The sequence below is a fragment of the Peptoniphilus sp. genome (assembly GCF_050943655.1).
Lineage (GTDB): Bacteria > Bacillota > Clostridia > Tissierellales > Peptoniphilaceae > Peptoniphilus_A.
In genome coordinates, this window is sequence record NZ_JBMNPQ010000023.1 from 1 (window position 1) to 21,776 (window position 21,776).

Genomic DNA, 21,776 nt, shown 5'->3' on the forward strand with positions numbered 1-21,776 from the left:
CTTATAAGTAATAGCCAAAAAATTTTAAGGAGTGATATTATGGCAAGAAATCTTAGAGGTAGAAATTTTTTAAAATTAATTGACTTTAGTTCAGAAGAAATTCGTTACTTACTTGAACTTTCAAAAGATTTTAAAGCTATGAAACGTGCAGGAGTTCCTCACAAATACTTAGAAGGAAAAAACATAGCACTTTTATTCGAAAAAACTTCTACTAGAACAAGATGTTCATTCGAAGTAGCTGGTTCAGATCTAGGAATGGGAGTTACTTATCTTGATCCACAAGGATCACAAATGGGCCACAAAGAATCTATCGCCGATACTGCAAGAGTACTTGGAAGAATGTTTGATGGTATTGAATATCGTGGATTCTCTCAAGAAACTGTTGAAGAACTTGGCAAATATGCAGGCGTTCCAGTATGGAATGGTTTAACAGACGAGTGGCACCCAACTCAAATGTTGGCAGATATGCTTACAATTGAAGAACACTTCGGATACTTAAAGGGATTAAAATTTGTTTACATGGGCGATGCAAGAAATAATGTTGCAAATTCTCTAATGATCGTTTGTGCAAAACTTGGAGTTAACTTTGTTGCTTGCGCACCAGAAGAATTATTCCCTGAAGAAGGATTAGTTGAAATGGCAAAAGAACTTGCTGCTGAACATCACTGTACAGTTACACTTACATCTGATGTAAACGAAGGAACTAAAGATGCAGATGTACTTTACACTGACATTTGGGTTTCTATGGGAGAACCTGCAGAAATTTGGGAAAAGAGAATTTCTCTTCTAAAAGATTATCAAATCAACAAGAAAGCTATGGAAAATGCAAACGAAGAAGCTATCTTCTTACACTGCCTACCATCTTTCCACGACACAAAGACAAAAGTTGGACGCGAAATATTTGAAAAATTTGGCTTAGAAGAAATGGAAGTTACTGATGAAGTATTTGAATCTAAACAATCATTAGTATTTGACCAAGCTGAAAACAGAATGCACACAATTAAAGCAGTTATTTACGCAACTCTTTGCTAATTAAATAATTATTTAAACTTATTGGCGGGGGAAGTTAAGCTTCCCTTGCAATTAAAATTTCATAAGGAGATACATTATGGGTATTATCGATTTTATAGTAAAATTAACCAATACTTTTTGGGGATGGCCGATTCTTATTGTATTACTAGGTGGAGGTCTTCTAATTTGTTTTAGAACTGGTTTTGTGCAAATTAGATATTTACCATTTATCTTAAAGCAAACTTTTGGTAGGATGTTTTCTTCCAACGTAGGTGGCGAAGGTTCTGTAAGTCCTTTCCAAGCGGCAACAGCAGCACTTGCATCTTCAATTGGAGCAGCAAATATAGTTGTAGCACCATCTATTATTTTTACAGCAGGTCCAGGAGCAGTTTTTTGGATGTGGATTGCAGCAATCATAGGACAAGCTACAAAATTTAGTGAAATAGTACTTGGTATTAAATACCGTGAAAAGAACGAAGATGGAGAATATGTCGGTGGACCAGCTTATACATTTAAAAAAGGTATTGGCGGAACACTTGGTAAAGTAATGGGATTTTTAGTATCTTTCTTCTTTATGATAGAAATTTTACCATCAATAACTTTACAAACGATTTCAGCTGCAGCTCCTCTTGAACAACTTGGAATGTCAAGAATAGTTTCTGCTATTATAATTACAGTTTTAGTTGTACTAGTAGCTTACGGTGGAATTAAGAGAATTGCACAAGTTACAGAAAAAATGGTTCCAATTATGGCAGCTATTTATATCATCGCAGGTCTAATCGTTATCTTCATGCACATAGACAGAGTTCCAGCAGCATTTGGACTAATTATTGGCGGAGCATTTAATCCTAAGGCAGTAGCTGGTGGAGCAGCAGGCGCAGGAATATCAGCACTTATTCGTGCCGGTGCAGCTAGAGGATGTTACTCTAACGAAGCTGGTATGGGTTCAGCTCCATACGCACACGCAACTGCAGTTACTGACCACCCTTGCAGACAAGGTATGTGGGGTATTTTTGAAGTTATAGCAGATACTATTATCGTATGTACAATTTCTGCACTAGTAGTACTTGTTACTGATCTATACAAAAATCCTGAAATGCAAGATATCGGAGTTGAAAGAGCTTTCAATTCTGCATTTGGTCAAATCGGAACAGCTATTATAGCTATAAGTTTATTCCTATTTGTACTTTCTACTATTATAGTTATTGTTTTCTACGCAGAAAAACAAGGAGAGTATTTATTCGGGACAGCTGTTGGTAAAATAGTTCGTCTTATCGCTTGTGGTATGGTAATATTAGGTGGATTTGTTTCTTTTGAAAATGCTGGAGTATTCCTAGATGCAACTCTTGGACTTGTTGTATTTACCAACATGTTAGGTATGATAATCCTAAGTGGAGAGTTAAAAGAACTAGTTGATGATTTCTTCAAGAATCCAAAATATTATCCTGGAGCAAAAAAATAATTTTATTTTAAATATTAATTTTATTAGAAAAGGATATAGTTAAATTTGAAAAAAGAGAATACATTTAAAAAAGAAATTGGCCTTGAAGCTCCAATATTCCTTTTAGTGTTTCTGGGAATTTTCATTTATATAGGAAAGATTATGGGCGGAACGAATATGATTAAAACTATGATGAGTACCGCCTACGATCTTCTTATGAATGTCTGCTTTTATCTTATGGCAGTGGCAGTTCTTGCTGGAGGTATTTCTTCTGTGTTTTCTGAATTTGGCGTTATTGCATTAATTAACAGGGCGTTGTCAGTTTTAATGAAGCCAATTTACGATCTTCCAGGTGCAAGTTCACTTGGAATGCTAAATTGTTTCATGTCTGACAACCCTGCTATTTTAACACTAGCTTACGACGACAATTTTAGAAAATATTTTAAAAAATATCAAATGCCAGCACTTACTAACTTAGCCACTTCCTTTGGAATGGGACTTATAACAGTTACATCAATGATGTCTCTTTCTGTAGACGGAGCAATAAAGGGAGCATTTGTGGGACTTTGCGGAGCAATAATAGGAAGTGTTATTTCTGTAAGGCTTATGATTAGACAGACTAAAAAGTATTATGGCACTGAAGATATGGTCGAATGCAGCAACAGTTCCAACTTGCCAGAAGGACACAGAATAGTCAGAGAAGGTTCTGTGGGGTCTAGATTTATACAATCTCTTTTAGACGGAGGTAAAGTTGGTGTTGACATGGGTGTTGCAATAATACCTGGTGTTGTATTAATTTGTACCATTGTTTTGATGCTTACAAATGGTACTGGACCAAGTGGAGTCTATGACGGTTCTGCAAATCAAGGTATTGCAGTTTTGCCGCTAATTGGCGAAAAATTAAATTTTATCTTGCAACCACTTTTTGGATTTAGTACAAATAAAGGAATAGCAGTGCCAATTACTGCACTTGGAAGCAGCGGAGCGGCTATTGGAATGGTAGCTGACATGGCTTCTAAAAAACTTATTGGTGGAAATGACATTGCGGTCTTTACTGCAATTTGTATGTGTTGGAGTGGATATCTATCTACTCACATTGCAATGATGGATGCTCTTGATACTAAAGAGATGACAGGTTATGCAATACTTTATCACACAATTGGTGGACTTGGAGCAGGAGTTGCTGCTCACATTATCTGGGGGTTACTAGTTTAATGGATATTACAAAATACTCACAATTATCTGTTGATGTTATTAATATGGCAAATAAAATTGCAATACGAAATAACAATTCAGAGGTAACTGATCTGCATCTATTTTATTCAATATTACTTTTTGAAGATAAAAATATAAAAGAATACTTAAAAGAATCTGAAGTAAATATTGTAAAATTAAAAAATGATGCAGAAAATGCAGTGAAAAAACTAAAGAGCTTAAAGGGCATCTCAAGTTTATATGTGAGTAGGTCTTATCAAAAAGTTTTGTTAATATCTGAAGAAATCTCGAGAAATTTATTTGAAGACTCAATATATGTCGAACATATTTTTTTGGCACTTCTAAGAGACGAGAATATGGCAAGTGCAAAACTTGCGAACTTATATGGAATTTCTTATGAAGGCTTTATGCAGTTTTTATCGAAGAAGTTTAACGAAGATTTTATGAATGGAGTTTCCAAGGAAACTATTGCGAGCCTTGAAAAATATGGAAGAAATCTAACTAGAGAAGCACTGGAAGGAAAGCTTGATCCTGTAATAGGACGCGAAGAAGAAACAAGGAGTGCACTTAGAATTTTATCTAGAAGGATTAAAAACAATCCAATCTTAATTGGTGAAGCTGGCGTCGGAAAGACGGCAATAGTTGAAGGAATAGTCGAGAGAATTGTAAAGGGAGATGTGCCAGACAATTTAAAGGGCAGAATAGTCTTCTCACTTGATATGGCATCTCTTGTTGCAGGAACAAAGTATCGCGGCGATTTCGAAGATAGATTAAAGAGGATCCTCGAAGTTATTAAAGACTCTGATGGAAAAATAATTTTATTTATCGATGAAATTCACAACATAATTGGTGCCGGAAACACATCGGGCTCAATGGATACTGCAAATATTTTAAAGCCAATGCTTGCGCGCGGAGAAATTTTAACTATTGGTGCAACGACAATTGATGAATACAAGAAGTATATCGAAAAAGACAGTGCTCTCGATAGGAGATTTCAAAAAATTCTTGTAGAAGAGCCAAGTGTTGACACATCAATTGCAATCTTAAGAGGGATAAAGGCAAAGTATGAGAAGCATCACATGGTAAAAATATCTGATGCAGCTCTTGTCGATGCGGTAAAGCTTTCAAAAAGATTTTTAAGTTATAGAAAGCTTCCTGATGTTGCAATAGATGTAATTGATGAGGCGGCGGCTCTAACTAGAATGGCAAGAGATCAAATGCCAGAAGAAATCGACAACCTAAATAGAAATATTATGCAGCTTGAGATGGAAAAAGTTGCACTTAAGGGCGAAAGTGACAGCTTATCGCGAGATAGAATTTTGGAAAAAGAAGTTGAGATAGAAAAGTTAGAAAGAGAGTTAAAGGAAAAGACTCATCTTTATGAACTTGAACGAGATAGACAAGATGAAATTCTTTTAAACGAAAAAGAATTAGAAGATATTGAAAATGAAATAGAAATATCAAAGAGTGAGCACAATCTCAAGAAGCTCGACGAAAATCTTGAGGCTAAAAAAATTGTTTGCGAAAAATTACAAGAACTCAGTTTAATAAAAGCTTACTATCCATTAAATACTAAGGTTACAAGTAGCGAAGTTAAGGAGATTGTATCAAAATTATCAGGCATGCCAAAGGTGAAGCTTAAGCTAAACAAATTGGACAATATTGAAGAAATTAGGACCAAGATGAAGTCTGAGTTTGCTGGAGGAGATGAGATGATTGATGAAATAATTAACACTTATCTCATTTCAGAAAGCGAAATCTTTAAGAGAACAAGACCCGTTGGAAGTTTTTTAATTGCAGGAAGAGGCTCTGGCAAGAGCTATATCGCAGAGCTAATTTCTAAGTACCTCTTCGATGGAGATGCAAGTTTAATTAGGTTTGATATGGGAGAATTTGGTGAAAAATCTTCAGTAACTAAATTAATAGGAGCTCCACCTGGTTATGTTGGATATGAAGTTGGCGGAGTTTTAACAGAAACTCTAAGGACAAAACCTTATACTGTAGTTGTATTTAATAACATTGACAAAGCTCACAAGGAAATTCAAAGTCTTATCTCACAAATAATAAGCGAAGGAAAATTAAAAGACAATAAGGGCCGAGATATAGATTTAAAAAACACAATTATTGTTCTTACAACTTCTTTAGAAGACGAAGAAGAAGTTTTAAAAAATCTAGAACTTATCGCCAAAAAAGTTGATTATGTCTTTTATCTTGATGAGTTAGACGAAGAAGCAATTAATAAATTAATTAGAATTAATTTAAACAAATTATCAGAAGATTTAAAGGACTCTCACATATTGCTTCAATATGACTTAAAATTTTTAGAGAATATGACAAATTATGCTCTAGATTATAAAATGGGAGTTCATGATATTAAGAGATTTATTGAGAGAGAAATCTACTTAATAATCAGCAAAAAATATTTAGAAATACAGTCAGATGAATTGTTGAAATTGACATTAAAGTTTGATGATGGAAATCTTGATTTGACAGTAGAAAATTAAAACGGAGGTAAATATGGAATTTCAAATACCAGAATTTGTTTGGCCAGACTTTTCAGAAGAAAAGTATAAAAATGCACCTGATATTAAATTAGGTAAAGTTGAAAAAGACGGAGTTGCACCAGATGGATTTTACTTAACAACTCACATGCCAACATTTTATAAAAAAGATGGCGAGTGGCTATTCCCTGAACACAACTCTCTAAATTGCGTTGCAGTTTATAAAGACGGCAAAATTGTAATTGAAGAGATAAGAGATTTAGCTGTTGGCGAAGAAGTAGTTCTTTCAACTAAAGGAGATTTAGAAAGCGGCATATTAATTTATAGAGAGGGCTTCCCTAAATCTTTATATTCTGCTGAAGGAAAAGCTGTTGAGACTTCTTTTTCTGAAGACTACGACAAATTATTTGAATTTATGCAACACGAAAGAGATAGCGAAGACGGATACATTGTTTGGGTGCTTGGACCTAGTGTTGTTTTTGACTACGACACAAGACATGCACTTAATAAGCTTGCCGAAAATGGATATATAGACTGTCTACTTGGCGGAAATGCAATGTGTACTCACGACCTAGAAGGTGGATTTTTACAAACTGCACTAGGACAAAATATCTACACTCAAGAAAATGTTCCAATGGGTCACTACAATCACCTTGATCTACTTAACGAAGTTAGAATGGCAGGTTCAATTAAAAACTTTATAGCTGCTGGAAATGTTAAAGACGGAATCATCAAAACTCTTTCAGATATGGATATTCCTTTTGTATTATCAGGATCAATTAGAGACGATGGACCACTTCCAGAAGTTATCGGCGACACAGAAAGAGCTCTATCAGAGACAAAAAAAGAACTGGACAAGGCGACACTAATTATTTGTATTGCAACAATGCTACACAGCTTGTCTGTTGCCAACATGGCATCTAGCTACAGAATTAGAAAAGATGGCAAGGTTACACCAGTTTATATGTATTCAATTGATGTTACAGAAAATGTCGTTCACAAAGTTGGGGCAACAAGAGAACACATGGCCTTTGTTCCAATGGTAACAAATGTACAAGACTTCGTTGTAAACTGTGAAAAAGCATTAGTTACGCCAGCAGACAAAGTATTTCAAGATGAAATGAAAATTCCTGAAAATGAATATGTAGAGATAAAAAATAACGAAGAAACAGAAAGGGGAGACATTTAATATGAAATTCGAAATGCCAAAATATCATCATCCAGATTTTGAACAAGACTTTTTGAAGAATGCTCCGAATGTAACACTTGAAGAAGTAAAAGTTGATGGCATAAGCCCACGTCACTATCACGCTCTTTCTGTTTATCCTGAATATTTCAAAATAAATGGAAAATGGGTGTTGGCTGTTCAGTCAAGAATGGACACAGTATGCGTTGCCAACGACACACCAGGTGAAGAAAGTGTAGACATAGTTGAATTTAGAAATCTTAAAAAAGGCGACAAAGTAGTTATTGGACGTACAGAAGATGCATCAGAAGGTATCTACGTTTGGACTCAAGGATTTTTAGAAGCAGACGAAAACAAAGACACATTTGCATTCCGTTCAGGTCGTTCAAGAGAGACAGCTTTTTCTATTGACTACGACACTCTTTATGAAGTGCTTAGACACGAAAAAGAAAATAACGGCTACGTAACACTTATAATTGGTTCAGCTCTTTCTCTAGATAGAGACTCAAGAGATGCCCTTGCAAGACTTATAAATAATGGTTATGTGCAAGCAATATTCTGTGGAACAGAAACTGCAGCCTTCGACCTTGAGAGGGGAATATTTAATACATCTTGGGGACAAGAACATTTTGAAAAGGAACAAAACACTACTAGAAATTTATTCGAAACAATAAACTTAGCAAGGAAGTATGGATCAACAAAAGCTCTAGTTGAATCTGGACTTGTAAAAGACGGATTTATTAAAGCATGTATAGAAAACGACGTTCCATTTGTTCTATCAGGCACAATTAGAGATAGACTTGGACTTCCAGAAACAATCGACAATGTGTATGATGCACAAAATATTATGAGAAGCCATGCAAGAAAAACATCAACAATTATCATGATGTCTGCAATTTTATTTACAATTGCAACTGGAAACATGACTCCTTCTTATAATGAATTTGACGGAGAAGTAAGACCTGTTTATATGTATACAATTGATATTCAAGAGTTTGCTGTAAACAAATTATCAGATAGAGGAACTGTCACTGCAGTTTCCATGGTTACAAATGTTCAAGACTTTATCAGAAACGTCGATAGAGCTCTTAACAAATAGGGGGAATTTTTATTAAGAAAATAGTTTTAGCTCTCGGAGGCAATGCCCTTGGCAGCACTCCTGATGAACAAAAAAATGCTGTTAAAATAACTGCTAAATCAATTGTAGATTTAGTGAGCGAGGGAAATAAAGTTATTATATCTCACGGCAATGGCCCACAAGTAGGAATGATTAACTTGGCAATGGATGTTGCATCAAAGTCATCTGCCAATACACCGACTATGCCATTTCCTGAATGTGGTGCAATGAGCCAAGGCTACATTGGTTATCATTTACAAAACTCAATCGAAAATGAACTTTTAAAGAGAAACATGACAGAGGATGTTGTGTCTTTAGTGACACAGGTTCTTGTTGATTCTAATGATCCTGCATTTGAAAACCCAACTAAGCCAATCGGAAGTTTCTACACAAAAGAAGAAGCTCAAGAGATGTCAAAAAACGGAGTTGTATTTAAAGAAGACGCAGGAAGAGGTTACAGAAGAGTTGTACCTTCACCAAAGCCTGTCGATATTATAGAAAAAAATTCAGTTAAGCTTCTATATGACAATGGAACTATTGTAGTTGCAGCAGGAGGCGGAGGAATTCCTGTAATTCGTGAAGATAGTGAGTATAGGGGAGTGCCAGCAGTAATCGACAAAGACTTTACTACAGCAAAACTTGCAGAGCTTGTGGATGCAGATGTACTAATTATTCTTACAGCTGTTGAAAAAGTGGCAATTAAATTTGGAAAACCAGATGAAGAGTGGCTAAGCGAGATGACTGTTGAAGAAGCAGAAAAATATTTAGAAGCAAAAGAATTTGCAGAAGGTTCAATGAAACCAAAAATTGAAGCTGCTCTTGGATTTGTAAAGTCAGGCAAAAATAGGACAGCTCTTATAACTTCACTAGAAAAAGCTCTTGATGGGCTAGAAGGAAAAACTGGAACACTTATTAAATAATAAAAAGGAATAGGCTTATTTTATATTTATATAAAATAGACCTATTTTCTTTAAATTAAAACAAATACATATTTATGTTTAACACTAGCAAAATATAACAAGTAATACATATTTAATGTTATAATAAAGTAGCTAGAAAATAAAAAGAAAAGTAGTTGATTGTATGAGAATACTCGTAATTGATGCTCAAGGTGGCGGACTTGGAAAACAAATCATCCAAGCACTAAGGAGCAAACACGAAAATTTAGAAATTATTGCTGTTGGCACAAACAGCATTGCAACTTCAAATATGCTAAAGGCAGGTGCAAAAGTTGCCGCAACAGGAGAAAACGCTGTTGTAGTCAATTGTCAAACGGCAGATGTAATTATTGGCCCAATTGGAATACTTCTAGTCAATTCACTTTATGGTGAGATTTCAGCTAAGATGGCAGAAGCAGTTAGCTTATCGAGGGCAAAGAGAATTTTAATTCCATTTTTGCACGATGACAATATTATAGTTGGAGTCAATGATTATTCACTTAAATATTTGATCGACCAAGCTGTGGCAGAAGTCGAAAAAATTATATAGCACAAAGATTAATAGTTTTTACACGAAGTAAAAATTTGCGAGAGAACTTGCAGTAAATAATTTTTGTGCATCTAAGAATAGTACTATGAAGGTACGCTATTTCCAAAGGAAAGGTGTGCCTTTATTTTTTTGTAATGATTTAAGAGGTTAATAATGAATCTAGAAGAATTTTTTAATAAACACAGAAAAGTCGCCTTGGCTTTTTCGGGCGGAGTTGACTCTGCGTATTTATTATATTCTGCAATTAAAAACAATGTAGATGTATGCGCATACTATGTTAAGAGTGACTTTCAACCAGACTTTGAACTTGAAGATGCCAAGAGGCTTAGAGATATCTTAAATGCAAATATGAAAATTTTAAATATAGAAGTCTTGGAAAACCCAAATATTTCTAAAAATCCAGAAGACAGATGTTACTACTGCAAGAAGGAAATTTTTGGAAAAATTTATGACGAGGCAAGAAAAGACGGCTATGAGGTTTTACTCGATGGCACAAATTTTTCTGACGAATACGAAGATAGACCTGGCATGAAGGCAAAGGATGAGCTAAAAGTCTTATCGCCTTTAAGAGAGTGTGAGCTTACAAAAGAAGATATTAGAAAGCTCTCTAAAGAGGCAGGGCTTTTTACTTGGAACAAGCCGTCATACTCCTGTCTTGCAACGAGAATAAAGACGTATTCAGAGATAAGTAAAGAAAAACTTGAGAGAACGGAGAAGTCAGAGGAATTTATGAGGAGTTTGGGTTTTACTGATTTTAGAGTAAGAAACATGGGTGATGATGCAAAGATTGAAGTAATCTCAAGTGAATTTGAATTGCTATTTAAAAATAGAGAGAAGATACTTAGAGAATTATCAAAATATTTTAATAAAGTTTTATTAGATTTGGAGGCGAGATGATGGATGAAAGAGAAATTCTTAAGCTTGTTAAAAGTGGAGAGATGACAGTTGATGATGCAGTGCACGAGCTTAAGACAATGCCCTTTAAAGAAATTGATTTTGCAAAGATAGATTTTCACAGAAAGATAAGAACGGGCGCTGGCGAAGTGATCTATGGTGCGGGCAAGACGCCTCTTGAGATTGTAAAAATAATTGAAGTTATGCTAGAAAACGGTCAAGATAAAATTTTAATTACAAGGCTTTCAAAAGAAGCTTTCGAAATAATAAAAAAAGACTACGACATAAAATATTATGAAAGAGCAAAAGTTGCAATCTATGGCGAATTAGAAAAACCATCGGGACTTGGAAAAATTGTTGTTGCAACGGGAGGAACGAGCGACATTCCTGTGGCAGAAGAGGCGGCTCTTACGGCAGAATTTTTGGGAAATGAAGTCGTAAGGCTTTATGATGTCGGAGTTGCTGGACTTCACAGGCTCCTATCTCACATTGATGAACTGGTAGACGCCAGTGTAGTTATTGCCATTGCAGGAATGGAGGGTGCACTTGCAAGCGTAATTGGAGGCCTTGTCGATGCACCTGTAATTGCCGTTCCTACAAGCGTTGGTTACGGCGCATCTCTAGGCGGAGTTGCAGCACTTTTATCAATGCTAAACTCCTGTGCAAGTGGAGTTAGCGTAGTTAATATTGACAATGGATTTGGAGCTGGATATTTGGCGAATACGATTAATCACATGGAGGCGAAAAGATGAGATCGCTGTATTTAGATTGCAATATGGGCGCAGCTGGCGACATGTTAACAGCAGCACTATTAGAACTTTTTGACAATAAAGATGAGATGGTAAAAAAATTAAATAGATTTGGAATTCCAAAAGTAACTTTTTCCTCAGAAGAGGCGCTAAGTAGCGGAATAAATGGAAGGCGCTCCATAGTAAAAATTGATGGAATGGAAGAAGAGCTTTCTGATTTTCATGAACATGATGAGCATCATCACGACCACGAACACTCTCATTCTCACGAACATAGTCATGAACATGACCACGAGCATGATCATAGCCATGAACATAGTCACGAGCACGATGACATCCACGAACACAATCATGACCACGATGACATCCACGAACACAATCATGACCACGATCATGACCACCATCACGACCACGAGCATCATCACACTCACTCTCATGTCCACAGGGGAATGAAAGAGATCACTGAAATTGTAAATTCTCTTGAGATTTCTCCAAAAGTTCGAGAAGATATTTTGGAAGTTTACAATTTAATCGCCGTGGCAGAAAGTGCATCACACAATGTGGATGTAAGCGAAATCCACTTCCATGAAGTTGGAACTCTTGATGCAATAGCAGATATTGCAGCAGTATGTTTTTTAATCGACGAATTAAAAGTAGATAAAATTGTGGCATCTAGAATTAATGTTGGAGGAGGGCATGTGCACTGTGCTCATGGAATTTTACCTGTTCCGGCACCAGCTACTGCATATATCTTAAAGGGACTTCCAATTTATAGCGGAAAGGTTTTAAGTGAACTTACTACTCCAACAGGAGCTGCCCTCTTGAAGTACTTTGTAGATGAGTACGGTGACATGCCAACAATGAATGTGGAAAAGATTGGATACGGACTTGGCAAAAAGGAATTTGAAGTTCTAAACGCCGTGAGGGTATTTTTAGGTGAGAGTGAAGATAAAAGTGATTTGGTCTATGAACTTTCATGCAATGTGGACGACATGACTGGAGAGGACATTTCCTTTACTATGGATAGGCTATTTGAAGGCGGAGCAAGAGAAGTTTATGTAATTCCAATAATTATGAAAAAGTCTCGTCCGGGCAATTTAATTAGAGTAATGTGCACAGAAAAAGATAAGGAAAACTTAGTAAAACTTATTTTCAAACACACTACGACAATTGGAATAAGAGAAGTGGAAACTAAGAGATATATTTTAGATAGAGAGATAAAAAAAGTTGACACAGAATTTGGCGAGACTCGCGTAAAAGAGTCTTCAGGATATGGAGTGACTAGAAAAAAATTTGAATACGACGACTTGGCAAAGATTGCAGATGAAAATAATTTAAGCTTAGAAGAAGTAAGGGATAAAATCGAAAATGGTCCACAAGTTGAAAAGAATAAAGAGTTTTCTATGAAACCCGTTGGATATATAAAATCTCCTTATTTAACTCGAGATGAGATACCTAGACAGAGCGTACTTTCTGATAAGAGTGCTGTAATTGAAATCGAAGAAGAATTTAGAGACGGCTTATTCAATTTAGAAATAGGAAAATATATTGTAATACTTTTTGCCTTCCACAAGTCTAAAAAGAATCCTGCACTTATAATTAATCACAAGTACACTGACGGCACCAAGGGAATTTTTGCAACGAGATCTCCCAATAGACCAAACCCTATTGGACTATCCATCTGCAAAATTATTGACCTTAACGATAAATCAATAACTATTGAAGGAGTTGACATGTTAGATGGAACTCCAGTGCTTGATATTAAACCTTATGTTGAGTGGTTAAACCCAAATGTTGAAAGCGAAGAGTGATACTATCTTAAAAGTTAAAGATTTAGACTTTTCTTATAAAGAGAAGATTCTAAAAGATATTAATTTAGAACTTGGCGACAAAAATATATGCGCTCTTTTGGGAACAAATGGAAGTGGCAAGTCCACTCTTTTAAAAAACATTGCAAATATTTTAACTCCAGAAGATGGAGCAATTTATATTAAAGGAAAGGACGCATTGTCCTACTCAAATAGTGAGAGGGCAAGGACTCTTGCCTATGTTTCTCAAAAAGATGCGGCAAATTCAACAATTGTCTACGACAGCATTTTAATCGGCAGAAAGCCCTATATAAAATACATGCCATCTAAAGAGGACTACAGAATTGTAGACGAAGTTATCGATTATTTAAAGCTTTCTGATATCACTTTAAAAAGATTAAACGAGCTTTCTGGTGGACAGCTCCAAAAAGTTATTATTGCAAGGGCGCTTGTGCAGGAGCCAAAGATTCTTTTATTAGATGAGCCCACATCGGCACTTGATTTAAAAAATCAAATTGAAGTTATGGACTACATTGTGAAGTACTGCAAGGACAAGTCCATACTTTCGATAATTGCCATTCATGACATAAACTTAGCACTTAAGTACAGTGATTATTTTATCCTTTTAAAGGACAAGTCAATTTTTAAAAAGGGCGGGGCAGAGCTTATCACTAAAGATAATTTGAGTAAGCTCTATGATTTAGAAGTAGAGATAATTGATTTTAAAGATAATAAAGTTGTAATACCAATTTCTGCAAGCTTATAGAGGTGAGTTTTGAAAAATAGACATGATGAATATCTAAAATATACAAAGAGAAAAATTATTATATTATTTATATTTTTTGCCTTAGTTTTATTTTCAATGTATTTTGCTCTAAAAACTGGTGTGGCAGAGATGGACTTTAAAACAATACTTTCTATACTTACGAAAAGAAGTGATGACAGAGCTCTTGAGATAGTCCTATTAAACATAAGGCTTCCAAGGATTGTTGCCAGTGTATTTGCTGGTGCATCACTTGGAGTTTCGGGCTGCATTATGCAGAATAATTTAAAAAATCCACTCGCATCGCCTTCAACAATTGGGGTAACTAGTGCGGCAGCCTTTGGGGCAAATTTTGGAATAATCGTCCTCGGCGGTGGATCCTTTCAATCGGGATCAAGCGATGCAGTCTACATTATGTCGCCATACATCGTAACATTTTGTGCTTTTGTGGCGTCTGTCGTTGCAATATCAATTGTAATAACTATTTCAAGAATAAAGAGCTTTAGTCCTCAGGTGATTATTCTTGCAGGAGTTGCAATATCATCGCTTTTTGGTGCAGGCACAACATTTTTGCAATACTTTGCAGACTCAACTCATGTGGCGACGGCAGTGTTTTGGAGTTTTGGAAATTTGGGCCGTGCAAATTGGAAGGAGATAATTCTTATTGGCATTCTTCTATTAATTTCATTTATCTATTTCATGTTTAAGTCATGGGATTACAACGCACTTATTAATGGAGATGACAATGCCAAAGTTCTCGGTGTAAACACTCACAGGACAAGGCTTGGTGGAATGTTTTTTGCATCGATTTTAATTTCTGTATGTGTTTCATTTTTGGGAATAATAAGTTTTGTCGGACTAATTGCACCGCAAATTTCTAGAAGAATTATAGGAACGGATCACAGATTTTTGATTCCATCATCAGCTCTTTTGGGCTCTCTTATACTTTTAATATCTGATACCGTGGCAAGAGTCTTGTTTTCGCCAATAATTTTACCAGTTGGAGTTATCACATCCTTTTTAGGAGCTCCATTATTTTTATATATTTTGATGAAAGACTACAAGAATTAGAGAGGAGATAAAATGAAAATAAAAAAAATAATCTTTGCACTGGCTTTATGTTTAATAATTTTTACGGGATGTCAAAATAATCCTAAAAATAACGATAAAGCTAATGATGCAAAGAAAGTAAGTGAGACAAGTGAAGAAATAACAATAATTGATGCAGTGGGAAGAGAAGTTAAACTACCAAAGGTGGCAGAAAGGGTAGTGCTCGAAAATCCGCTTCCAGCAAGATTATATTCCTATATCAACGGAACAGATAAAGTAGTTGGAGTATCTCCAAGAGAAGAAAGAGCGGATATAAGACCCTATGCTCTTGCAAATCCAGAATTTGCCACAATAAAAGCGTGCGGTGGAGGCAATAATATAGAAAATTATGAAGACGTGCTACTTCAAAAGCCAGATGTATTTTTTGCATCAAATAAAGAAGATGCAGCAGCTTATGACAAAATTGAAGAGCAAGTGGGCTGTCCAGTAATAGCACTTGATGGCGGAAGGGACACTATGTTTGATGAAAAAACTTATGAGTCGCTATATAATATTGGAAAGGCTGTTGGCAAAGAAGATAGAGCTAAAGAAGTTGTGGACTATATGGAGTCTATTAAAGAAGATTTACATAATAGAACAAAAGATATCCCTCAAGATGAAATAAAAACTGCCTATGCTGGAGGACTTGCTTATAAGGGTTCTCACGGAATTGAAGGCACAAGGGGAAATTATCAATTATTTGATGCAGTAAATGTAAAAAATGTTGTCGACACAGACAAAGATGGTTTGGTAGAAGTAGATAAAGAAAAATTAATCGAGTGGGATCCAGAATATATTTTTATCGACCTTGCAAGTATTTCTTTAATACAAGAAGAGTACAACAAAAATCCAGAGTACTTTGAGCATTTAAATGCCTTTAAAAATAATAAAGTATATGCCCAGCTTCCATTTATTTGGTGTCAGATAAATTATGACACTGCAATTGCCGATACTTACTTTGTTGGCAAGACTTGTTATCCAGAAGCCTTTAGCGATGTCGATGTAATTGATAAGACTAACGAAATTTATGAATTTTTAGTTGGCAAGGGAGTTTATGATGAACTTGCAGCTGAAACATTTGGAGGATTTCAACAAATTACATTAAATGACTTTAGAGATAATAAATTTATGAAAGTTCAAAAATAAAAGCTCTACATTTAGTAGAGCTCTTTTATCATAATATGAATTATCTTAGTATCCAAAAATTAATCTCAAGGCGATTACTATAATCACTTGGTGCAAGAAATAAATTACAAGAGAATGCCTTCCCATAATATTTATAAAATTATTGGAGGCTTCTTTTTTTTCGAGCTTCAAAAAATTATAGGAGAAGTAGCCTGCATAAAATAAAAATATCCAAGGAATTATTGGAAAATAATCTGCAGAATAAAAATCTTTAGATGGAAGTCCCAAGAAAAATAAATTTGGTTTGTAAAGAGCAGGACTTAGCTTAATAAGTCCAAACAAAATTTCTCCGTAATAAATATTTTTTAAGATTATAAATAATATTGAAGAGATAATTAGACCTTTAAGTGGGTCTATTTTTTTTATTTTTTCTCCGACTAGGCTCTCTATTAAAAAGGCCGATGCGAAGAAGTGAATCACTCCAAATAAAATTACATTTTCGGGGGAATAGAGATAGGTCGCCACAGTTATCGCGACAGAAATCAAAATTAAAATCATAGTCTTTTTGGAATAATTTTTTGAAAAATTAAGGCTAAGACCTGCAATAAAAATAAATGACCAACAGATGTACTGCTGAAAATAATATAAATTGCTTTTTATTTCAAAACCATAGAAGGCCTCAAGATCGTAAATTGTGTGATAAATTATCATGGCGATTATTGTTATTCCTCGCCAAAAATCAATAAAATTATATCGCTTCATAATATCTCCTTGTTAAATAAATTTTATCAATGAAGCAAATTTTATACAAGAAAAACTGTGTTTAAAAAATTAAACAAAATCTTTAATATCTATTGACTTTGCAATAAAAAGATTTTATACTAATCATGAGTTTAATAAGTTAAAAAAATTGTTTAATATATGAGGTTGAGTTAATGAATATAGGCAAGAGAATAAAAGATTTGCGCATAACTCAAGATCTAACTCAAGAGGAGCTAGCAGATAGATCAGAACTTACGAAGGGATTTATTTCACAAATTGAAAGGGACCTTACTTCTCCGTCTGTAGATTCTCTTTTAGATATTTTGGAAGCTCTTGGGACAGATCCCGAGACTTTTTTTGCGCGTGACGAAAATGAAAAAATTGTTTTTAAAAAAGAAGATTATTTTGAAAGTGATAACGACGACTTGGGTTATATTTTAGAGTGGATCGTTCCGAATGCACAAAAGAATTTAATGGAGCCAACTCTTGTGACTATTGCCCCAAAGGGCAGGACAAAAAATATTCCTCCCTATGACGGTGAGGAGTTTGGTTATGTCATAAAGGGCGGCATTAAATTAGTTTATGGAAATGAAGAGGCCTATGACCTTAAGAAGGGCGAGACTTTTTATTTTAGGGCAGACAAGGAACATTACCTACTTAACGAAAAAAACAGCGAGGCGCGAGTATTGTGGATATCATCTCCACCGAGTTTTTAGCATTGAGGTGAAATATGGAAAAAAGTGTTATTGAACTTAAGAACATTACAAAAAGTTTTGGCGACAATGTAATACTTGAAGACTTCAGCATGAATGTACTTAAAGATGAATTTTTGACAATTTTGGGGCCAAGTGGTTGCGGCAAGACTACAATCCTAAGGCTTATTGCCGGATTCGAAGATGCTGATAGCGGAAAAATTTTATTTAATGGCGAAGATATTTCTGATAAAGAGCCTTATGAGAGAAAAATCAATACAGTTTTCCAAAGATATGCTCTCTTTCCACACATGAATGTCTTCGACAACATTGCCTTTGGTCTAAACATTAAAAAGCTAGATAAAAAAGTTATAAAAGAAAAAGTTGGAGAAGTTTTAAAGCTCGTTAACTTAGAAGGTTTTGAAAAGAGAGAAATCGACTCACTATCTGGTGGACAGCAACAGAGAATTGCCATAGCAAGAGCTCTTGTAAATGAGCCAGAGGTACTTCTACTAGATGAACCACTTGCCGCACTTGATCTTAAGATGAGACAAAACATGCAGATTGAACTTAAGAGAATCCAAAAAAGTGTAGGAATTACTTTTATCTACGTAACTCACGACCAGGAAGAAGCTCTTTCAATGAGCGATAGAATTATTGTAATGAATGAGGGCGTTATCCAACAGATGGATGAGCCAATAAATATTTACAATGAGCCAAAAAATGCCTTCGTCGCAAACTTCATTGGTGAGTCAAATATCATAAAGGGAAAAATGATTAAAGACTATCAAGTTAGATTTTTAGACAGAGACTTTGAATGCGTGGACAAGGGATTTAAACCTAATGAGGATGTCGAAGTTGTAATTAGGCCAGAGGATGTAATATTAACTGATGAGGGCAAAATGCTTGAGGGAAAAGTTACAAGCCTTGTCTTTAAAGGCGTTCATTACGAGATGAGTGTCGATGTAGGTGGAACAAGCATGCTCGTTCAATCTACAGAGAAAAAGGAAGTTGGAGAAGTGACTGGTATCGTAATTAAGCCTGATCTAATCCACGTAATGAGGTTATCAGAATGAAAAAATTCTCCTATATATATTTACTTTGGGCACTTACCTTTATAGTTTTTCCATTAATTTTAATTTTGATTTATTCTTTAAACAGTGGCAGTGACCTTACAAATTTTAGCTTCACGCTTGATAATTTTAGAAGATTTTTTGAACCGCTATATTTAAAAATATTAGTTACATCAATTTTAATAGCAGGCGCATCTACTATTTTGTGTCTAATAATTGGTTACCCTGTTAGCTATATTATTTCAAAGATGCCGGAGAAAAAGAGAAACAATGCAATATTAATTTTCATCATTCCAATGTGGATGAACTTTTTACTTAGAACTTATGCATGGCTTACTCTTCTTGGCAACAACGGACTTATCAATAAATTTATTGGAATTTTTGGACTTGGACCTTGGAATTTAATGTACAATTCAAAAGCCATAATGATTGGCATGGTCTATAACTTCTTGCCATTTATGGTTCTTCCGATTTACACAATGCTTCTAAAAATTGATCCAAAATTAATTGAGGCAGCAAAAGACCTTGGGGCAAATGACTTTAAAGTATTTACTAAAGTTATATTTCCACTTTCAGTTCCTGGAATTTTTACAGGAATAACTATGGTCTTTATTCCGGCAATTTCTACATTCGTAGTTCCAAACCTACTTGGTGGAAACAACTTCTACCTAATCGGAAACTTAATCGAAAAACAATTTACTTTTACGGGAGATTGGGGATTTGGTTCTGCCGTTTCAATTGTACTAATTATAATAATGCTTTTGATACTGATCATACCGAAGTTATTTAAAAAAGATGTCAAGGCAGACACTGGCGTGGGAGGTATAATGTGAAAAAAATAATTGATAAAATTTATTTGTTTTTAATTTTTATATTTCTCTATGCGCCAATATTTGTCTTAATAGTATTTAGTTTCAACAACTCAAAGCTTAGAGGATCTTGGGCAGGATTTACCTTAAAGTGGTACAAGAACTTGCTAAACGACCCGGCAATTTTAAGCTCTCTTTGGACTACAATAATCGTCGCCGTTGTTGCAACTATTATCTCAACAATTGTAGGAACTTTTGCAGCAATTGCAATTAACGAATTAAGGGGCGTAAAAAAAGATTTAATTTTAGATATAAATTATCTGCCAGTAATCAATCCAGATATTGTTACGGCAGTGGCGCTGATGGGATTTTTTGGACTTATAAATATGCAAATGGGATATAGAACTATGATTTTATCTCACGTAGTATTTTGCATTCCCTATGTAATACTTTCAATACTTCCAAAACTTTCTCAGCTCGACAAAAATACTTTGGAGGCTGCACTTGATCTTGGCGCGACTCCATTTTATGCAATAAGATATGTAGTGATTCCACAGATTAAACCGGCAATTTTAACTGGAGCACTCATGGCATTTACACTTTCAATAGATGACTTTGCAATTTCATTCTTTAACACTGGACAGGGAGTTTCAAACTTATCTATTACAATTTACTCAATGGCAAGAAAGGGAATCAACCCTTCAATAAATGCGATATCTACATTGATGCTCGTTGCTCTTTTGATTTTACTTGTGATAATTAATAAGAGAAGCGAAAATCAAAATATAAATAAAGAACAAGAGGTGTAGTATGAAAAAAATAATTATAGCTTTATCAGTACTATTGATGCTAACTTTAACGGCTTGTGGCTCGAAGGGGAGTGAGCCAAAGGAAGAAATTTCTGTTTACAATTGGGGAGAATATATCGACCCATCAATCTTAAAAGATTTTGAAAAAGAAACTGGAATCAAAGTAAATTATTCTACTTATGCATCTAACGAAGACCTTTATATAAAAATGACTCAGTCTCAAGAAAAATACGACGTTGTTGTACCAAGCGACTACATGATTGAAAGACTGATAAAAGAAGATTTAGTTCAAGAAATTAACTTCGATAACGTAGAGAACTTTAAAGATGTAGAAGAAAATTTAAAAAATCCAGTATTTGATCCAGAAAATAAATATTCTGTGCCATATTTCTGGGGAACTCTTGGAATAGTTTATAACAAAGCACAGATAAAAGATAAAATTGACTCTTGGGATGCTTTGTGGAACGAAAAATACAAGGGACAAATTGTAATGTATAACTCACAAAGAGATACAATTGGAGCTGCACTAAAAAGACTTGGCTACTCACTAAATACAACTGATCCAAAGGAACTTGAAGCAGCTAAAAAATCTTTAATCGAACAAAAGCCTCTAGTCTATGCTTATCTTGATGACGACGGACGCGATGTTGTAGTTCAAGGAGATGCAAATTTATGCATTATGTATTCAGGAGATGCACTTAATATGATTATGCAAAATCCTGATCTTGATTACGTAGTTCCAAAAGAAGGCTCAAATATTTGGTACGACTCAATGGTCATTCCTAAAAATGCAACTAATAAAGAGGGAGCAGAAAAATTTATAAATTATATATTAAAACCAGAAGTTCAAGCAAAAAATGCCGAGTACTGCGTGGGTTACACTTCTCCTGTTAAGGGAGTAAAAGAACTACTACCTGATGAAATTAAAAACTCACAAGTTGCCTATCCAGATATGGATAAACTTCCACCACTTGAAGCATTTAAAGATTTAGGTGACGCAGTAAAACTATACGACAGAACTTGGACAGAAATAATTGCATCAAATGATTAATAAAAAATCTACCAATTAATTTTGGTAGATTTTTTTCGTTAAAATTTTTGAATCTATTTCTTTGTAAAAATTCGTAGATGAATTTAAGTTTATAGACAAAAACTTCAATATTATTTTTGTAAGTGTAATCAATTTTCACATTATCCTATAGTAATTAACTAAAATTTTAGTTTATTTTATACATGCACTGTGA

20 protein-coding genes are annotated in these 21,776 nt (G+C 34.7%); 19 read left to right on the top strand and 1 reads right to left on the bottom strand.

Features of this window, described 5'->3' with window-relative positions; translation table 11 throughout:
* The first annotated feature begins 39 nt into the window (after positions 1 to 39).
* From argF to ACOX6R_RS03720, 14 genes are all read left to right on the top strand, one after another.
* Positions 40 to 1,032, top strand: a complete 993-nt coding sequence (gene argF / locus ACOX6R_RS03655) for an ornithine carbamoyltransferase (RefSeq protein WP_433447339.1) — start codon at positions 40 to 42, stop codon at positions 1,030 to 1,032.
* Positions 1,033 to 1,108: 76 nt separating this feature from the next.
* Positions 1,109 to 2,473, top strand: a complete 1,365-nt coding sequence (locus ACOX6R_RS03660) for an alanine/glycine:cation symporter family protein (protein ID WP_433447341.1) — start codon at positions 1,109 to 1,111, stop codon at positions 2,471 to 2,473.
* Positions 2,474 to 2,518: 45 nt separating this feature from the next.
* Entirely contained in the window at positions 2,519 to 3,667 is a 1,149-nt protein-coding gene (locus ACOX6R_RS03665) for a CD0519/CD1768 family membrane protein (protein ID WP_433447343.1), read from the top strand.
* Positions 3,667 to 6,171 carry an ATP-dependent Clp protease ATP-binding subunit gene (locus tag ACOX6R_RS03670; RefSeq protein ID WP_433447345.1) on the top strand — a complete coding sequence of 835 codons (2,505 nt, stop codon included), beginning with the start codon at positions 3,667 to 3,669 and terminating at the stop codon, positions 6,169 to 6,171. The genes ACOX6R_RS03665 and ACOX6R_RS03670 overlap by 1 nt, the downstream gene beginning before the upstream one ends.
* A gap of 13 nt (positions 6,172 to 6,184) precedes the next feature.
* Positions 6,185 to 7,357: a hypothetical protein gene (locus ACOX6R_RS03675; RefSeq protein ID WP_433447347.1), complete on the top strand. Its 1,173-nt coding sequence runs from the start codon at positions 6,185 to 6,187 to the stop codon at positions 7,355 to 7,357.
* Between the two features lies 1 nt (position 7,358).
* A complete protein-coding gene (locus tag ACOX6R_RS03680; protein ID WP_433447348.1) occupies positions 7,359 to 8,453 on the top strand; it encodes a hypothetical protein in 1,095 nt (364 codons plus the stop codon).
* A gap of 11 nt (positions 8,454 to 8,464) precedes the next feature.
* Positions 8,465 to 9,391: a carbamate kinase gene (gene arcC / locus ACOX6R_RS03685; RefSeq protein WP_433447376.1), complete on the top strand. Its 927-nt coding sequence runs from the start codon at positions 8,465 to 8,467 to the stop codon at positions 9,389 to 9,391.
* A 163-nt stretch (positions 9,392 to 9,554) separates the two neighbouring features.
* The gene (locus ACOX6R_RS03690) at positions 9,555 to 9,959 is read left to right on the top strand and encodes a DUF3842 family protein (protein ID WP_433447350.1); all 405 of its coding nucleotides are present in this window, start codon (positions 9,555 to 9,557) and stop codon (positions 9,957 to 9,959) included.
* A 153-nt stretch (positions 9,960 to 10,112) separates the two neighbouring features.
* On the top strand, positions 10,113 to 10,856 hold the full coding sequence (gene larE / locus ACOX6R_RS03695) for an ATP-dependent sacrificial sulfur transferase LarE (protein WP_433447352.1): 744 nt from the start codon (positions 10,113 to 10,115) through the stop codon (positions 10,854 to 10,856).
* Entirely contained in the window at positions 10,853 to 11,605 is a 753-nt protein-coding gene (gene larB / locus ACOX6R_RS03700) for a nickel pincer cofactor biosynthesis protein LarB (protein ID WP_433447354.1), read from the top strand. Before larE ends, larB begins: the two co-directional genes overlap by 4 nt.
* Positions 11,602 to 13,413, top strand: coding sequence for a nickel pincer cofactor biosynthesis protein LarC (gene larC, locus ACOX6R_RS03705; protein ID WP_433447356.1), 1,812 nt, complete (start codon positions 11,602 to 11,604; stop codon positions 13,411 to 13,413). Before larB ends, larC begins: the two co-directional genes overlap by 4 nt.
* A complete protein-coding gene (locus ACOX6R_RS03710; protein ID WP_433447358.1) occupies positions 13,394 to 14,176 on the top strand; it encodes an ABC transporter ATP-binding protein in 783 nt (260 codons plus the stop codon). Before larC ends, ACOX6R_RS03710 begins: the two co-directional genes overlap by 20 nt.
* 9 nt (positions 14,177 to 14,185) lie before the next feature.
* Positions 14,186 to 15,244 (top strand): FecCD family ABC transporter permease, encoded by a 1,059-nt coding sequence (locus tag ACOX6R_RS03715; protein WP_433447360.1) that lies wholly within the window; start codon positions 14,186 to 14,188, stop codon positions 15,242 to 15,244.
* 12 nt (positions 15,245 to 15,256) lie between these two features.
* Positions 15,257 to 16,408: an ABC transporter substrate-binding protein gene (locus ACOX6R_RS03720; protein ID WP_433447362.1), complete on the top strand. Its 1,152-nt coding sequence runs from the start codon at positions 15,257 to 15,259 to the stop codon at positions 16,406 to 16,408.
* A gap of 45 nt (positions 16,409 to 16,453) precedes the next feature.
* Here the strand turns inward: ACOX6R_RS03720 and ACOX6R_RS03725 are convergent, their stop codons facing one another.
* A complete protein-coding gene (locus ACOX6R_RS03725; RefSeq protein WP_433447364.1) occupies positions 16,454 to 17,149 on the bottom strand; it encodes a heparan-alpha-glucosaminide N-acetyltransferase in 696 nt (231 codons plus the stop codon).
* Positions 17,150 to 17,322: 173 nt separating this feature from the next.
* Between ACOX6R_RS03725 and ACOX6R_RS03730 the strand changes: the two genes are divergently transcribed.
* From ACOX6R_RS03730 to ACOX6R_RS03750, 5 genes are read left to right on the top strand one after another with little or no spacing between them, the layout of a single operon-like run.
* Positions 17,323 to 17,865 (top strand): helix-turn-helix domain-containing protein, encoded by a 543-nt coding sequence (locus ACOX6R_RS03730; RefSeq protein ID WP_433447366.1) that lies wholly within the window; start codon positions 17,323 to 17,325, stop codon positions 17,863 to 17,865.
* A 14-nt stretch (positions 17,866 to 17,879) separates the two neighbouring features.
* The gene (locus ACOX6R_RS03735) at positions 17,880 to 18,917 is read left to right on the top strand and encodes an ABC transporter ATP-binding protein (protein ID WP_433447368.1); all 1,038 of its coding nucleotides are present in this window, start codon (positions 17,880 to 17,882) and stop codon (positions 18,915 to 18,917) included.
* Positions 18,914 to 19,747, top strand: coding sequence for an ABC transporter permease (locus ACOX6R_RS03740; protein ID WP_433447370.1), 834 nt, complete (start codon positions 18,914 to 18,916; stop codon positions 19,745 to 19,747). Before ACOX6R_RS03735 ends, ACOX6R_RS03740 begins: the two co-directional genes overlap by 4 nt.
* A complete protein-coding gene (locus ACOX6R_RS03745) occupies positions 19,744 to 20,532 on the top strand; it encodes an ABC transporter permease (protein ID WP_433447372.1) in 789 nt (262 codons plus the stop codon). The genes ACOX6R_RS03740 and ACOX6R_RS03745 overlap by 4 nt, the downstream gene beginning before the upstream one ends.
* 1 nt (position 20,533) lies before the next feature.
* Entirely contained in the window at positions 20,534 to 21,583 is a 1,050-nt protein-coding gene (locus ACOX6R_RS03750) for an ABC transporter substrate-binding protein (protein WP_433447374.1), read from the top strand.
* The last annotated feature ends 193 nt before the right edge of the window (positions 21,584 to 21,776 follow it).